This is a genomic window from uncultured Streptococcus sp., assembly GCF_963521255.1.
Taxonomy (GTDB): Bacteria; Bacillota; Bacilli; order Lactobacillales; family Streptococcaceae; genus Streptococcus.
This window is the reverse complement of record NZ_CAUQTU010000003.1, coordinates 52812-69368: the sequence shown is the minus strand read 5'-3', so window position 1 is coordinate 69368 and position 16557 is coordinate 52812. Positions and strand designations below refer to the sequence as shown.

The 16557-nt window shown below is 40.2% G+C and carries 12 protein-coding genes and 1 pseudogene; 10 read left to right on the top strand and 3 right to left on the bottom strand.

From position 1 onward, the window contains the following. Nucleotides 1–383 precede the first annotated feature (383 nt). The 4 genes from RWP09_RS03340 (at nucleotide 384) to RWP09_RS03325 (ending at nucleotide 5678) form a co-directional block, all read left to right on the top strand. Complete coding sequence (locus tag RWP09_RS03340) at nucleotides 384–1061, top strand: response regulator transcription factor (protein ID WP_314434073.1); 678 nt, start codon at nucleotides 384–386, stop codon at nucleotides 1059–1061. Beyond that, nucleotides 1054–2028: a HAMP domain-containing histidine kinase gene (locus tag RWP09_RS03335; RefSeq protein WP_314434071.1), complete on the top strand. Its 975-nt coding sequence runs from the start codon at nucleotides 1054–1056 to the stop codon at nucleotides 2026–2028. Before RWP09_RS03340 ends, RWP09_RS03335 begins: the two co-directional genes overlap by 8 nt. Nucleotides 2029–2826: 798 nt before the next feature. Beyond that, entirely contained in the window at nucleotides 2827–4338 is a 1512-nt protein-coding gene (locus RWP09_RS03330) for an ABC transporter ATP-binding protein (RefSeq protein ID WP_314434069.1), read from the top strand. Between the two features lie 290 nt (nucleotides 4339–4628). Continuing rightward, nucleotides 4629–5678 carry a DUF389 domain-containing protein gene (locus RWP09_RS03325; RefSeq protein WP_314434067.1) on the top strand — a complete coding sequence of 350 codons (1050 nt, stop codon included), beginning with the start codon at nucleotides 4629–4631 and terminating at the stop codon, nucleotides 5676–5678. Between the two features lie 255 nt (nucleotides 5679–5933). Here the strand turns inward: RWP09_RS03325 and thrS are convergent, their stop codons facing one another. Both thrS and RWP09_RS03315 read right to left on the bottom strand, forming a co-directional pair. Further along, nucleotides 5934–7877 (bottom strand): threonine--tRNA ligase, encoded by a 1944-nt coding sequence (gene thrS / locus RWP09_RS03320; RefSeq protein ID WP_314434282.1) that lies wholly within the window; start codon nucleotides 7875–7877, stop codon nucleotides 5934–5936. Nucleotides 7878–8198: 321 nt separating this feature from the next. Beyond that, nucleotides 8199–8572: pseudogene (locus RWP09_RS03315) on the bottom strand (hypothetical protein). A 204-nt stretch (nucleotides 8573–8776) separates the two neighbouring features. Between RWP09_RS03315 and rpsO the strand changes: the two are divergent. The 5 genes from rpsO to RWP09_RS03290 all read left to right on the top strand — a co-directional run bounded on the left by rpsO (nucleotide 8777) and on the right by RWP09_RS03290 (nucleotide 13260). Beyond that, nucleotides 8777–9046, top strand: coding sequence for a 30S ribosomal protein S15 (rpsO, locus tag RWP09_RS03310; RefSeq protein ID WP_001018251.1), 270 nt, complete (start codon nucleotides 8777–8779; stop codon nucleotides 9044–9046). A gap of 707 nt (nucleotides 9047–9753) precedes the next feature. Continuing rightward, nucleotides 9754–10800: an iron ABC transporter permease gene (locus RWP09_RS03305; RefSeq protein ID WP_314434063.1), complete on the top strand. Its 1047-nt coding sequence runs from the start codon at nucleotides 9754–9756 to the stop codon at nucleotides 10798–10800. Nucleotide 10801: 1 nt separating this feature from the next. Further along, the gene (locus RWP09_RS03300; protein ID WP_314434061.1) at nucleotides 10802–11557 is read left to right on the top strand and encodes an ABC transporter ATP-binding protein; all 756 of its coding nucleotides are present in this window, start codon (nucleotides 10802–10804) and stop codon (nucleotides 11555–11557) included. Nucleotides 11558–11576: 19 nt separating this feature from the next. Next, nucleotides 11577–12587 (top strand): ABC transporter substrate-binding protein, encoded by a 1011-nt coding sequence (locus tag RWP09_RS03295; protein ID WP_314434059.1) that lies wholly within the window; start codon nucleotides 11577–11579, stop codon nucleotides 12585–12587. Then, nucleotides 12568–13260 carry an alpha/beta hydrolase-fold protein gene (locus RWP09_RS03290; protein ID WP_314434057.1) on the top strand — a complete coding sequence of 231 codons (693 nt, stop codon included), beginning with the start codon at nucleotides 12568–12570 and terminating at the stop codon, nucleotides 13258–13260. Before RWP09_RS03295 ends, RWP09_RS03290 begins: the two co-directional genes overlap by 20 nt. Before the next feature lie 43 nt (nucleotides 13261–13303). On the opposite strand, the gene RWP09_RS03285 is transcribed toward RWP09_RS03290, so the two are convergent. Next, nucleotides 13304–14053 carry a 1-acyl-sn-glycerol-3-phosphate acyltransferase gene (locus RWP09_RS03285; RefSeq protein ID WP_314434055.1) on the bottom strand — a complete coding sequence of 250 codons (750 nt, stop codon included), beginning with the start codon at nucleotides 14051–14053 and terminating at the stop codon, nucleotides 13304–13306. A gap of 132 nt (nucleotides 14054–14185) precedes the next feature. On the opposite strand from RWP09_RS03285, the gene RWP09_RS03280 reads away from it, so the two are divergent. Continuing rightward, nucleotides 14186–16522, top strand: a complete 2337-nt coding sequence (locus tag RWP09_RS03280; protein ID WP_314434280.1) for a cation-translocating P-type ATPase — start codon at nucleotides 14186–14188, stop codon at nucleotides 16520–16522. Nucleotides 16523–16557 lie beyond the last annotated feature (35 nt).

The window sequence follows — 16557 nt, the reverse complement described above, 5'->3', positions numbered from 1 at the left end:
AGATCTTGTTCATTCATATCTTAACAAATCTTTTTCAGATTGTCAATCTGAAAGCTAGAACTTTTTACGGATACCATTCGATAAGGAGCTTTTCAATGTTAGAAGAGTATAGAGTGTCGTTTTAACTACACTCAAGGTTTGGAAGAATAGATATAAATTTTGGTTAAGGGGATGGATAAAAGAACTGAAATGAAGGTTGAAAAAATTAAAAATAAAAGGGTAGGGCTGGCACTATGTCTGAAAATAAGGTATGATATCAATGGGGTTATTCACTATCTGTTTTTGAGCTGTTGTGACAAGGAAATGTCAAAAAGTATTAGATACTAAACACTCTATTTATACTAAAGGATTTAAGACTCCTAAAATTAGCAAAGGAGAATCAGATGCACAAGATTTTATTAGTAGAAGATGATCAGGTCATTCGTCAACAGGTCGGGAAAATGCTCTCTGAATGGGGATTTGAAGTGGTGCTGGTAGAAGACTTTATGGAAGTTTTGAGTCTATTTGTTCAGTCGGAACCTCATCTGGTCCTCATGGATATTGGACTGCCTTTGTTTAATGGCTATCACTGGTGTCAGGAAATTCGCAAGATTTCCAAGGTGCCTATCATGTTTCTGTCTTCGAGAGATCAGGCTATGGATATTGTCATGGCAATCAATATGGGGGCGGATGACTTTGTGACCAAGCCTTTTGACCAGCAGGTTCTTTTAGCCAAGGTTCAGGGCTTGTTGCGCCGTTCCTATGAGTTCGGGCGTGACGAGAGTTTACTGGAATATGCTGGTGCTATCCTTAATACCAAATCCATGAATTTACATTATCAAGGGCAAGTCTTGAATTTGACCAAGAATGAATTCCAGATTTTACGCGTTTTGTTTGATCATGCAGGCAATATTGTAGCGCGTGACGACCTGATGCGGGAACTTTGGAACAGTGACTTTTTCATTGATGATAATACCCTCTCTGTCAATGTAGCTCGTTTGCGTAAAAAATTGGAAGAGCAGGGCTTGGTAGGATTTATCGAGACCAAGAAAGGGATAGGGTACGGACTGAAGCATGCTTGATTGGAAACAATTTTTTCTAGCCTATCTGCGCTCCCGTAGTCGTCTTTTGGTTTATCTGATTTCTTTGACGTTTCTGGTCTTACTCTTTCAGTTTTTATTTGCCAGTTTGGGAATTTACTTTCTCTACTTTTTCCTCTTGTGTTGCTTTGTAACAATCTTATTTTTCACTTGGGACATATTGGTGGAAATGCAGGTCTATCGTCAGGAAATTCTCTATGGTGAGAGGGAAGCTCAGTCTCCTTTGGAAAGAGCCTTGGCTGAAAAATTAGAAGCGAGGGAGATGGAACTTTATCAGCAGAGGTCAGATTCAGAAAGAAAACTGACGGATTTGCTGGATTACTATACCTTGTGGGTCCATCAGATTAAGACCCCCATTGCAGCTAGTCAACTCTTAGTTGCAGAAGTAGATGATCGCCAATTAAAGCAGCAGTTAGAACAGGAAATTTTTAAGATTGACTCCTATACCAATCTAGTTTTACAGTATCTGCGTTTAGAAAGTTTCCATGATGATTTGGTCTTAAAGCAGGTTCAAATCGAGGACTTGGTTAAGGAAATAATTCGTAAATATGCTCTTTTCTTTATTCAAAAAGGACTAAATGTCAATCTACATGACCTTGATAAAGAAATCGTGACGGATAAGAAGTGGTTACTAGTGGTCATTGAACAAATTATCTCAAATAGTCTCAAGTACACCAAGGAAGGTGGTCTGGAGATTTATATGGAGGGGCAAGAGCTTTGTATCAAGGATACAGGAATCGGGATAAAAAACAGTGATGTCCTCCGAGTCTTTGAACGTGGTTTCTCAGGATATAATGGACGCCTAACCCAGCAGTCATCTGGACTTGGACTTTACCTATCTAAGAAAATTTCTGAAGAATTGGGTCACCAGATTCGTATTGAGTCTGAGGTTGGAAAAGGAACGATAGTGCGGATTCAGTTTGCTCAAGTGAACTTAGTCCTTGAGTGAGAAGAGACAATGAGTTTTTACCCAATCTCTTTTTGCTATATTTCAGGATATTTGAAGACTGTTTTTTACAAAACCAATAATAGAATTTTTAATACGGAATATAGTATAAATACTGGTTCAAAGTGAAGTTTTGTATGCTTTATACTTTTGTTGAGTATAAAATCTATAAACTAAGGGTGAATTACAAAAATTAATTTGAGATGAAGTGAATTGTAGACTTGGGAAATGTCTCCTATTCGATTTCAGAATGAATCGCTGATACAGGATTAAAAGAACTGCAGCTTTCTTTTTATTTTGAATGAGATAGGTGTATATAGATTTGTGTAACTGGTGTAGAACTGTTTCCAAGAATTTATTGAATGTATCGAATACACACATTCTATTGATTTTGAACCAGTTTTTAATTTCTAAATGTTATAATAATTTTATCAAGTAAAAGGAGACTGCCATGATTGGAGACAATATAAAATTCTTACGAAAATCACATAATCTGATATAACCAGAATTTTCACGGATTGTGGGTGTGTCACGAAATAGCCTAAATCGTTAGAAAAACTGAAAAAGCTTACTTTCAATAGAAGTATTGGAAATATTCATTTTACATCTATCAAAGAAACATGGGATAGACCTATATTTTACAAAATAGCAAATTATATTTTGAATGATAGTAAAAACTGCAGTACTTGTGTGATTTACAATTATTGCACTCAATGTCCGAGTATCGCACTATCTGAAATAGGAAATAGTAGAGATTGTTCTGCGATATGTAAAAAAACGTATTAGCAAGGAGTATCGTATATGCTACCATATCTTAAAACTATTAGATGGTATCTCTTCTTTAATTTTCTTTTTGGTGTAGTATCGAATATCTGCACAGCTTTGTTACCGTATTTCACGCAGGCATTAATCAAAGGGGATTATCAAGTAGCTCTATATGGTTACTCTATGTCAGTGGCAGGCTATTTGAGTTGTAACTATATCCAAATGATACTTGATTGGAAGCAGGGGATTATCTTTTCGACTACTTTGAAAAATGAGTGGTTTCGTTCACTTCTGGGACTCAGTCACCACGATTTCAAGCAGAAAACAGTAGCAGAGTATATTTCCTATCAATCTAATGACCTAGATTCGTTGGAAAAGGATTACCTTCCTCCATTGATGAGTTTTATCAAACAAATTTTACGTATCATCATTTACGCTTTCATTATTAGCAGAACAATTAATCCTATTGTATCACTGATTTTAATCTTTTCTACTGGAATTAGTATTCAAATTCCTAAAATCGTTGGGAAGTTGACCGCTAATCGTAGACAGGTTTACTTGAAAAAACAAGGAGATTACTATCGAACTTTGGAGGATTTGCTCATGGGACATCATTTGGTAAATAAACTAACTATGTCGCATTTTTTGAATCAACAAAAGAGTTCTCTAAAGAATTTGCAGGATAAGTATTTTAAGTATGGTTTGACAAAAATTACAGGCATCTTATTGACAGGTGTTTCTTTTGAATTCATTAGTCTTGTTCTGTTTATTTATTTAGCCTACTCTCTATCTCACCAGCAACTCGGTATTCCTGAGGTGGTGGCGAGTTTCGGATATATTAATGCTTTTTCTGAACCAATACAGGAAATCCTTTATGATTTACAAATGTTAGAGTCCGTAAAGCCTGTAATCAAGAGTTTTCAAAACATTGTTGGGAGACCCGTTTCAGTTCAAGCACCTCAACATTCTTTTGATACGATTACTTTGAAAAACATTTCCAAACAACTGGGAGAATCAAAATTGATAATTACTTCCGCTACGATTCAAAAAGGGGATAAAATTGCGCTTATTGGTAAGAATGGGTCTGGAAAAAGTAGTCTTCTCAACATTTTAAATGGAACAGATGAAGATTTTGAAGGACAAATTGTGCTAGATGGGCTTGTTTTGGACCATCTTTGGGGAAGATTCGGTATGATTCTGCAACAAGAACATACATTTATTTCGAGTTATGAAAATAATGTAACGCTATTCAATAGTTTCAATGAAAAATTCAGAGAAGAAGATTTTGAAAAAATTCCACCACAATCCCTGTCAGGTGGTCAGCAACAACGAATGTATTTAAATCGTGAGAAAAATCGTAAAAATCCATTGCTTATCCTAGACGAACCTTTCTCTGCCTTGGATATTAATCAGTTTAAAATGGAATTGGAAAGAGTTCTGGAACTACCAAGTGCCGTCATTGTTACTTTACATCGCCAAAACGAATTATTAAGTAAGTTTGACCAAGTTTGGGAAATTAAGAATGGAGAACTTGTAATTTTGAAATAGCTAAATTATAAAGAATAAAACGCATAGTATCAAGGTTCAGGAGATACCGTTTTTCCTTCTTCGGATAAGGAAACAAAAATTTCTTGCTTCATCTATCTATTCAATTGATAGATTTCTTCGGAGAAAGACTGTAAAATTTTTGATATAATGTTAAGGATGGACTGACGGATATTTAAAAGATAATGTTCAAAAGAATTACAGGTGAGAAGAAAAATATGTAAGACTGGACAGAAGTCTCTCTACCTTCATCCATGCAGAAACAAGATTATATGAAGTAAAAGGAGTAACCAATGACCGGAAACTATTCAACACGTGAATACCGTGAGAAATTATATGATGATCTTCATGTTCGATTAAGAGATATAGGGATTTTGATGTGTGCGATTTTTATTGCCTCTATCGGCCTAAATATGAATTCAACAGCTGTCATTATTGGAGCTATGCTGATTTCCCCTCTTATGACACCGATTGTTGGACTCGGATTTGGTTTAGCTATTTTTGATACGCGTTTAATCAAGCAATCTCTAGAGGTTTTATTTACTCAAGTATTGGTCAGTTTGCTTGTCTCGGCTCTGTATTTCTGGATTTCTCCCTTATCTTATGAAAGTAGCGAATTGATTGCACGAACCTCTCCAACCATTTGGGATGTGCTCATTGCTATTGCTGGTGGGATAGCAGGCGTAATTGGTTCAAGGAAAAAAGAAGCAAACAATATCGTGCCAGGAGTAGCCATTGCAACAGCTCTGATGCCACCTATCTGTACTGCAGGTTACGGTTTAGCTAATGGAAATGTACGATTTTTATTTGGAGCTCTCTATCTTTTCTTGATCAACTGTGTCTTTATCATGCTAATCAACATTGTTGGAACAAGAATTTTGATGAGAAAATCTCCCTTAAGTTCATTTAAAGAGCTAAATATTAAAATGAGAATTGGGTTGATATCCTTGATTGTATTATTGATTCTTCCAGCCAGCTATTCAGCAGTCACTCTGACGATAGATCAAGCGCGAAAAGAAGGAATCAAACAGTTTGTAGGAAAAGAGTTCGCCAATCATACGGTCATCAATCAAGTCTACAAGTCAAGGAACAATGAATTGGTCTTGACGGTTGTTGGAGATCCGATTTTAGAAGAAGAATTAGAAACGCTCCACCAAAAACAAGCCTCTTACGGTATTCAATCTGTTCAATTGAAAGTCAATCAAGTTCATAATTCGACAAAATTAGACAGTGAGATGACCAAGGAATTTTATGAAACCATTAACAAGTATATCGATCAAAAACTCTCTGAAAAAGATTCACAAAAAGATCTCGTAAAAGAAAATGAAGCAGACAAGGAATGAGGCTATTGACCTTATCTAACTCATGAAAGCAAATCTTGTGTGGTGGTTTGGTCAATCACTACTAGCTCGGATTAAATAATACTCTTCGAAAATCAAATTCAAAACACGTCAGCGTCGCCTTACCGTACTCAAGTACAGCTTGTGGCTAGCTTCCTAGTTTGCTTTTTGATTTTCATTGAGTAAAAATATAAAAAGCAACAGCTGTTTTAGTTGTTGCTTTTTAGGTAGCTAGGATTTTATCCCAGGTTTTATCTCTTATTTCTCAACACGTGATTTGTTGGCGATATCAGCTAGGATAGCTTGAACAAAGTCATCAACTGAGACAGTTTGTGTTTCTTTTTGGCCGTAGCGACGAACGTTGACTGTTCCGTCTTCCATTTCCTTGTCTCCAACAATCAATTGGTAAGGAATCTTGCTAGTTTGTGACGCACGGATCTTGAACTGCATTTTTTCATTGCGCTCGTCGACATCAGCACGGACACCACGGTCGCGTAGTTTCTTAGCTACTTCCCATGCGTAGTCTACGTGTTTTTCGTTAGATACTGGGATGAGGGTTACTTGGTGTGGTGCAAGCCATGTTGGGAAGGCACCCTTGTAGTTCTCAATCAAGATAGCTGTGAAGCGTTCCATAGTTGAAATAACCCCACGGTGGATCATAACTGGACGGTGTTCCTCACCATCAGCTCCGATGTATTTGAGGTCGAAGCGTTCTGGAAGCAAGAAGTCAAGCTGGATAGTAGAAAGGGTTTCTTCTTTTCCAAGAGCGGTCTTAACTTGAATATCCAATTTTGGTCCGTAGAAGGCTGCTTCACCTTCGGCTTCAAAGTAGTCCACGCCCATTTCATCAAGGGCTGCACGAAGCATGGTTTGGGCATTTTCCCACATTTCATCGTTATCAAAGTACTTGTGAGTATCTTGAGGGTCACGAAGAGAGAGGCGGAAGCGGTATTCAGTCAAGTTGAAGTCTTCATAAACATCGATAATCAACTGAAGGGCACGCTGGAATTCTTCTTGGATTTGTTCTGGAGTCACAAAGAGGTGACCGTCGTTGAGTGACATTTCACGTACACGTTGAAGACCAGTGAGAGCACCAGATTTTTCATAACGGTGCATCATACCGATTTCAGCGATACGGATTGGCAACTCACGGTAAGAGTGAACATGGTGTTTGAAGACTTGGATGTGGTGCGGACAGTTCATTGGACGAAGGACAAATTCTTCTCCGTCACCCATGTCCATAGTTGGGAACATGTCTTCTTGGTAATGATCCCAGTGACCAGAAGTCTTGTAAAGCTCAACAGAAGCAAGTGGTGGAGTGTAGACGTGTTGGTAGCCAGAAGCCAACTCTTTGTCTACGATGTAGCGTTCCAATTCACGACGGATAGTCGCACCATTTGGCAACCAGAATGGCAAACCTTGTCCAACCTCTTGAGAAATCATGAAGAGGTCAAGCTCTTTACCAAGTTTACGGTGATCACGTTCCTTAGCTTCTTCACGCATTTGAAGGTAGTTTTTCAAGTCTTTCTTGTCAAACCAAGCTGTACCGTAGATACGTTGCATCATAGCGTTGTCGCTGTTTCCACGCCAGTAAGCACCTGCTACATGGAGAAGGTGGAAGATTTGGATACGACCTGTTGAAGGGACGTGTGGGCCACGGCAAAGGTCTACATATTCACCCTGACGGTAGATGGTCAAACCACCTTTGTCTTCTGAGTGTTCTTCAATCAATTCCAACTTGTAAGGGTCGTTCTTGAAGATTTCACGTGCCTCGTCTTTAGTAACTTCTTCACGGATTGATGGGAAGTTTTCTTTGACAATTTTTTGCATTTCTTCTTCGATACGAGGAAGGTCTTCGTTAGAGATTTGACCAGCAGTGTTATCAGTATCGTAGTAGAAACCATCTTCGATGGCTGGACCAACTCCCAAGTGAATGTCTGGGAAAAGACGACGAGCTGCTTGGGCGAACAAGTGAGCAGCTGAGTGACGCAAGATTGGAAGGGCATCTTCGTGATCTGGTGTTACGATTTCGATGCTTCCATCTTCAGTGATCGCACGAGTAGTGTCAATGAGTTTGCCGTTGAATTTACCAGCTAAGGCTTTTTTAGCTAGGGAATTGCTGATAGATTGGGCAATTTCAAAGGTTGTAACGCCAGATTCGAATTCACGAACAACGCCATCTGGGAAAGTAATGTTAATCATGATGTTCTCCTTACTTATATTATTGACGAATGTGTTAACCCTATTCTGAAAACAGGGACAGAGGACTGTGAAAGCTAGAAAAACAAAAAGCGACATCCCAAAAGGACGTCGCAACGTGGTTCCACCTTCATTTATGTACCTCAAAAAAGAGGGACACCTCTGATTGGCTCTAACGTGGCCACCGTTTTATGTTTTCATAAAAAACTCAAGAGTAGTGTCAGTTTAGGCTTTCTATGCGTTTCCAGCAACCACGCACTCTCTAGTAGAAAGGGACTAAGTGACTTGTCTCTATGGATTATTATAGCATGATTGTGAGATTTTTCAAGGATTTTGTGAAAGTTTTTTGTTTTTCATTTTTGTAGAATATGCTTGATGCCAATACCGGAAGCCATGCCCACCAGAGCCAAGGTTTCATAGATTAGCAAGTAAATTAGTATAAACTCACCAAAAGTTATGATAGTAAAGCAAAAGAGCAGTCCGTTACCAATTAACCACCAAAGTGAGAAACGGAAACGGTAGCTATAGAGTAACGATACAATCAAGATTACCAGAGGTGTAAAGAAGAGAAGATTGTTTATATAGAATCCCTTGAGTGTAAGGGGGTCAGAAACAACTAGCAAGAACAACTCATAAAGTGGCCAATAAAAGAAAAATATGACCAAATAGTAGGGGAGATGGGAATAGAATCTAGGCATGATAATCACCTCGTTTTAAAAAACAGACAACTTAGATTTCTTGCTATGATTATTATAGCATGTTTAAAACAAGAAAGTAAATCTGTTGACAAAGATGTTAGTTATTGGTAGAATAGGGATTGTCGTAAAGACAAATAACTTCTTCTTGGTTACAGGCATGCCAACCTGTCACTCGGATGAAGCCAAATAAAAAGGAGAAACATCATGGCAATCTCAAAAGAGAAAAAAAATGAAATCATTGCACAATATGCACGTCACGAAGGTGATACAGGTTCAGTAGAGGTTCAAGTTGCTGTCCTTACTTGGGAAATCAACCACCTTAACGAACACATCAAACAACACAAAAAAGACCACGCTACTTACCGTGGATTGATGAAAAAAATCGGTCGCCGTCGTAACTTGCTTGCATACTTGCGTAAAAACGACGTTAACCGTTACCGTGAGTTAATCAACTCTCTAGGACTTCGTCGCTAATCTGCTTTATTTTCCACTTACATTGCGTTGTCACCTTACCTCGATATACTCAAGTATAATCTTCGGTTACGGTTCCTAGCACTGTAAGGTAAAATAAACCAGATTTTCTCCCCTTGGGGAGATTTTTTTGTTTCACTAAAAATTTTGTACAATCTTCGCCTCGTCGCCTGGTCTATAAACGGTTTATCCAGTAAGACGGGAGCTCTCTGATTTTCAGAGGGCTTTTTACGTTGTTACCGTACCTCGATATACTCAAGTATAATCTTCGGTTATGGTTCCTAGCACTGTAAGGTAAAATAAACCAGATATTCTCCCTTCGGGGAGATTTTTTGTTTCACTAAAAATTTTGTACAATCTTCGCCTCATCGCCTAGTCTATAAACGGTTTATCCAGCAAGAATCATGATGCTAAGGGTGTAAGAAATCCGTATGAAAATAGGGAAATGACACAGTGTTCGATCAATGCAAGGAGTTTCATCTTTTTCACTAGGATTTTATCCCAATCTCAAATCAGCTCTCTGATTTTCAGAGGGCTTTTTTATGTTGTCACCTTACCTTGGTATGCTAAAGTATAATCTTCGGTTACGGTTCCTAGCACAATAAAACAAACTATATTCATTTCTTCTCATCTTGTTCCATTGTTGAAAATATGGTATACTTTTCATGAGAATTTTCTAAATTTTTAAGATTCTATCAAAGGAGGTTTGCATGCTTTCCAAATTTTCTGGAAGCCGACAAGACCAGCAATTTGTGTTACTTTTAGTTGTTTTGCTAGGTATTTTAGGGATTTCTCTCTTTCTAGCAGTTTCAATGGGATCTGTTGCGATTGAACTAGGAGATACCTATCGGATTATTTTGAGCAAGTTGGGATTTCCTCTTGAAATAGGAGAGGTTTCCAAGTCTACTCTTGCCATTGTATGGAATATGAGATTCCCTCGAGTATTGTTAGGTCTGATAGTAGGAGCAGGCCTTTCTATGTGTGGTAGTGTGATGCAGTCTACAGTGAACAATCCCATCGCTGAGCCTTATGTCTTAGGCATATCTGCGGGTGCAACTCTAGGGGCAACCTTGAGCATCATTCTTGGTTTAAAAGTGATGATTAGCCTTGGAGCTTTTCTTGGAGCTATTTTGGCAACAATTGCTGTCCTCATCATTGCCTCTATGCAGGGAAGGATGACGACTTCCAGTCTGATCTTATCAGGAACGGTGGTTAACGCTCTCTTTCTGGCTTTTTCAAACTTTATTATCTCAGTTGGCGCTAATGCGGATAGTGTGATGACCATTAAGTTTTGGACCATGGGCTCGCTCGCTGGGACTTCCTGGGCAGACTTGGTCCTGCCAACTATAGTAGTAGGAATGGCCCTTCTATTTTTCTCTACTCAGTATCGTGTTTTCAATGCGATGATGATGGGAGATGAGGCTGCTTTAACTTTGGGAATTCCCTTACGCTTTTATTGGTATCTTTATGTGACCATGGTGGCTGTGCTGACAGCAGTCTTAGTGGCAACCTGTGGGATTATTGGATTTGTCGGTCTGATTACTCCACATTTAGCTCGAGGATTAGTAGGAACGAATTACAAGAGGCTTTTTCCTGTTGCAACCTTGCTGGGTGCCCTCTTTGTCATCTGGGCAGACGTACTTTCTCGTATCATTATTCCAAACGCAGAGCTTCCTATTGGTATTTTCACAGCCTTAGTAGGTGCTCCCTTCTTTATCTACATTGTTGGAGGTAGGCGAAGGGAGGTGAGGGTCTGATATGGACTTGATTTGTCAGGATATCCATTTTGGACTGGGAGAGAAAAAAATCCTCAAAGGAGTCTCTCTTAAGGTTGAAGGGCATCAATTTCACACGATACTAGGACCAAATGGAAGCGGGAAAACCAGCCTGCTTAAACTCCTCTATCGTCAGGAAAAGGCGGACAAAGGCTTGATAAGCCTAGATGGAAAGCCTCTGGAGCATTGGTCACTCAAAGAAACAGCCAAGCAAATGGCAGTTGTGACCCAGTTTAACCAGCTGCAGTTTGATTGTACAGTTGAGGAAATCGTCTTGCTGGGAAGAACTCCCCACCTCTCTTTTTTACAGAAGGAAAGGGAAAGGGATTATGCGCTCGTTCAAGATGCCCTCGTTAAGGTGGATATGCTTGAGAAGAAAACTCGTCTCTATTCGTCTCTGTCAGGGGGAGAGAAACAGCGAGTCTTACTAGCCCGCGCCTTAGCGCAAGAACCGACTCTCTTACTCCTAGACGAACCAACCAATCACCTGGATATCAAGTATCAGTTAGACTTGTTGGCCATTGTGAAGGAGCTCAAGGTCAATGTTCTAGCTGTCCTGCATGATATTCAACTTGCTTGTCGCTATTCGGATTATCTCTATCTAATGAAAGAGGGAGAAATCCTTTACCAAGGGACTCCAAAGGAGACCATCACCCCTGAGTCATTGCAAACTGTATATGGAGTTCAAAGTCAGGTGACTTGGACCAAGGATCAGCAAGCCATGATTCACTATTTATAAGAATGAAAAGGAAAACAAGATGAAAAAAACACTAAGCATTTTACTCGTAACAGTAGCCACCCTAACCATGGCAGCTTGTGGTAACACTACTACAGAAAAAGCTACCACACAGTCTAGCACAGAAACAAGTCAAAAGGCTAACGCAGAGACGACTTATCCACTAACGGTCAAAACCTATGACGCGAAAGGTAATGAAGTCGAACAAGTCTTTGACAAGGCACCTGAAAAAGTTATCACCAACAATCTTTCAACTACTGAAATCTTATTGGAGTTAGGGTTGAAGGATAAAATTGTTGGCATGCTCAATCCAGACAATGCTGTGATGGACAAATACAAGGACGCGATTGCGACGATTCCTCAAATTGGTGATAAAAAAACAGTCTCACAAGAGACAGTCCTTTCTTATGAGCCAGACGCTGTGATGGGTCGAAATATGATGTTTTCTGAAAAATCCTTGGGGACAGTTAGCACTTGGAATGAAAACAAAATCCCAGTTTATACGCAAAAAGCTTCTCTCTCAACGATTCAGCAAGATTTGGGGAATATCGTAGAAGATGTCAAAAATCTTGGAATGATTTTTAATGTTCAGGACAAGGCTAATGAATACGCAGCCCAATTACAAACTAAAATTGACGCTGTTAAGAAAGCAAATTCAGCAAGTCAAGGTGAAAAGAAAAAGGCTTTAATTATGGTTGCTTATAATGATCAAACCTTTGGTGCCTACAAGTCTGCTTTGCAAGAAAGTTTGCTGAACCAACTTGGTTATACAAACGTTGCAACGGGGACATCAGGCTTGACTTTGGAAAATCTCGTGTCAATGGATCCTGAATTGATTATCTATGTAACCAGCGACCGCAATAAAAAATTGGATGAAAAAGCAGTAGAGTTGATGAAGGCAAATGCTGTTTTGGAAAGCGTTCCTGCTATTAAGAATCAAAAAATCATGACCATCTCTTACGATGAATTGATGGACTATGGTCCAGCAGTGATTGATTCCCTTGAGAAAATCAATGACTTTATCAATAAATAATGAGTTTGATTGGGAAGGAATTCAAGTCAAAATCAGCCTTCCTTCTAACTACGCCCCCAATCAAACCTATCCGGCTATTTTATTGAATGATGGAAACGTGGACTTCCTATCGTCCCTTTCCGAATCTGTGATTTTAGTGGGCTTGACCTCTAAAAATCGCCTAGACGCCTACACGCCCTGGGTGACATCGGCTTTGAGAGATGGGGCTCCAGATTTTGGAGGTCAGGCCAACGTCTATCATGATCATTTATTTGGAGGCCTTTTGGACAAGTTGCAGTCGCTTTATCGCCTGGACGAAACTCGCCTTGCTTATGGAGGCTACTCACTAGGTGGTTTGGTGGCAGTCTACAGTCTTTTCAGCTTTGACAAGGTTTCCTGTGTCTTCTCCATCTGCGGTTCCTTTTGGTATCCTGATTTTGTGACTTACTGCAAGGAAGAGACAGTGAAAAATCTAGATTGTTTGCTGTATTTACAGAATGGTCAAACAGAAGGAGCCCATCATACCAATCGCTTGGCTCAAGCACCAGTCTATGCCGAGAAGATTCATACCAGTCTTCAGAAAGGCTATCCGAACGGTCAGTTTATTTTTGATCCTTATGGACACCATGAACAAGTAGCTGAGCGATTCCTAGCTTTTTCCAGCTGGTTAGTCCAAAAATGGAAAATCGAATAAAAGATTTATCCCTTGGCTTTTGCCAAGGGATTGTTGTATTTATTTAACCAAGTTTTTCTCTCTTTTTATCTGGATTCCATACGAAGCTTGCGATAAAGCTAAAGATGATGGTTAGGATAGCGAGGATAATGGCAAGGATGAGGGCAGGGATGCGGATAAGCCACCAGAGTGGGTTTGGTTTTTTATCATTGTGCCATTGTTTCGTTTCTTGGTCCAAACGTTGAAATTCTACTTGGATGCGATTGGCGACTGTTTCAATGCCTTCATCATTCATTTTCTTGATATCTGATATATCGATTGGATTTCCAAAGTTCATATCGACACGTTCACGGCTAACTAATCCCTTCAAAGTCATGGGACCTGTGTAGGTAACCGGCATGATACGGACCTTGGCCATTTTGGCAATCAGGGCTACGCCACCCTTGACATCGTTTGAGTGACGGCTCCCACTTGGAAACATGATGAGAGAGCGATCACTTTTTTTTAGGACATTGATAGGGTATTTGATGGCAGAAGCGCTAGGATTTTCACGGTCGATAGGAAAGGCACCACACATACGAATCCACCAACCAAAGATACGGTTGGTAAAGAGTTCTTTTTTGGCCATAAAGATGAACTGTTTTGGTTTGGTAGCAAAGGCCATGTAAACAGGATCCCACCAGGTGCGGTGAGGCGCAACTAAAATATAATTTTCATCTTGATTAGGAATTTTATCAGTATTATGATAGTGGGCATTGCCATTGATGGACCATAGGAGCAAGACAACCAATCCACGTAAATAAGTATAAAACATGCGATCTCCTTCGATTATTTTCTTGTTATTATTATACCTTATCAAAGGAGGGCTGGCAAACTTTTCCCTTGACTAGGTCCATATTTGGGGTGAGATTAGAATTCTTTTAGAAAAAATGATATGATAGAATTTATGGATAAAAATAAGATTATGGGATTAACCCAAAGAGAAGTCAAGGAAAGACAGGCTAAGGGCTTGGTCAATGATTTTACTGCTTCGGCCAGTACCAGCACTTGGCAAATCGTTAAACGAAATGTCTTTACCCTTTTTAATGCTTTGAACTTTGCCATTGCTTTGGCACTAGCCTTTGTGCAGGCTTGGAGCAATCTGGTCTTCTTTGCCGTTATCTGCTTTAATGCCTTTTCTGGTATTGTGACCGAGCTGCGAGCTAAACACATGGTGGATAAGCTCAATCTCATGACCAAGGAAAAGGTCAAAACCATCCGTGATGGCCAAGAAGTGGCTCTGAATCCTGAAGAATTGGTGTTAGGAGATGTCATTCGTTTGTCTGCAGGAGAGCAGATTCCTAGTGATGCCTTGGTTCTAGAAGGTTTTGCGGAAGTCAATGAAGCCATGTTGACGGGGGAAAGTGATTTGGTGCAAAAGGAAGTGGATGCCTTGCTTTTGTCTGGAAGTTTCCTAGCCAGTGGGTCAGTTTTGGCTCAAGTCCACCATGTCGGTGCTGACAACTATGCTGCCAAACTTATGCTGGAAGCCAAGACAGTGAAACCGATCAACTCCCGTATCATGAAATCGCTGGACAAGTTAGCCGGTTTTACTGGGAAAATCATCATTCCCTTTGGTCTAGCTCTCTTGCTAGAAGCCTTACTTTTAAAAGGCCTGCCTCTTAAGTCATCCGTTGTAAATTCGTCGACAGCCCTTTTGGGAATGTTGCCCAAGGGGATTGCCCTTTTGACCATTACTTCGCTCTTGACTGCAGTTATTAAGCTTGGTTTGAAAAAGGTCTTGGTGCAGGAGATGTACTCTGTTGAAACCTTGGCGCGCGTGGATATGCTCTGTTTGGACAAGACGGGTACCATCACCCAAGGAAAGATGCAGGTGGAGGCTGTTATTCCGCTGACGGAAACTTATTGTGACGAGGCTATTGCCAGTATCCTGACAAGCTATATGTCTCATAGTGAGGATAAGAATCCAACGGCCCAAGCTATTCGTCAGCGTTTCCAAGGACAGGTTGCCTATCCTATGCTTTCGAATCTTCCTTTCTCTAGCGACCGCAAGTGGGGAGCCATGGAATTGGAAGGCCTGGGGACAGTTTTCCTAGGTGCGCCTGAGATGTTGTTGGACTCTGAAGTCCCTGAAGCCAGAGAGGCCTTGGAGAGAGGGTCACGTGTCTTGGTCTTAGCTCTCAGTCAGGAGAAATTAGACCATCACAAACCACAAAAACCATCTGATATTCAGGCTCTAGCCTTGCTGGAGATCTTGGATCCCATTCGAGAAGGAGCAGCAGAGACGCTAGACTATCTCCGTTCACAGGAAGTAGGCCTCAAGATTATCTCTGGTGACAATCCAGTTACGGTTTCCAGTATTGCCCAGAAGGCTGGTTTTGTCGACTATCACAGCTATGTAGATTGCTCAAAAATCACGGATGAGGAATTGATTGCCATGGCTGAAGAGACAGCGATTTTCGGACGTGTTTCCCCTCATCAAAAGAAACTCATCATCCAAACGCTGAAAAAAGCAGGGCATACAACAGCTATGACAGGGGACGGTGTTAATGATATCTTGGCTCTTCGTGAGGCAGATTGTTCCATCGTGATGGCTGAGGGAGACCCGGCAACACGGCAGATTGCCAATTTGGTTCTCTTGAACTCAGACTTTAATGATGTTCCTGAGATTCTCTTTGAAGGTCGTCGTGTGGTCAATAACATTGCCCACATTGCACCGATTTTCTTGATTAAGACGATTTATTCCTTCTTGCTCGCGGTGATTTGTATTGCCAGCGCTCTTCTGGGACGGTCTGAATGGATCTTGATTTTCCCTTTTATTCCAATCCAGATTACCATGATTGACCAGTTCGTGGAAGGTTTCCCACCATTCGTTCTAACTTTTGAGCGAAATATCAAACCTGTTGAGCCAAATTTCCTCAGAAGATCTATGCTTCGTGCTCTACCAAGTGCTCTCATGGTTGTGTTCAGCGTTCTTTTTGTGAAAATATTTGGAACGAGCCAAGGTTGGTCTGAGTTAGAAATCTCAACTCTACTCTATTATCTCTTGGGGTCAATTGGTTTCTTATCCGTATTTAGAGCCTGCATGCCATTTACCTTATGGCGTGTCCTCTTGATTGTTTGGTCAGTAGGAGGCTTCCTAGCCACAGCTCTCTTCCCAAGAATTCAAAAACTGCTTGAAATTTCAACCTTAACAGGACAAACATTACCTGTTTATGGTGTCATGATGTTGGTCTTTACCGTGATTTTCATTTTGACCAGTCGCTACCAAGCTAGAAAATAAAGAAAGGCTGCAATCTGTGGATTGCGGTCTTTTTA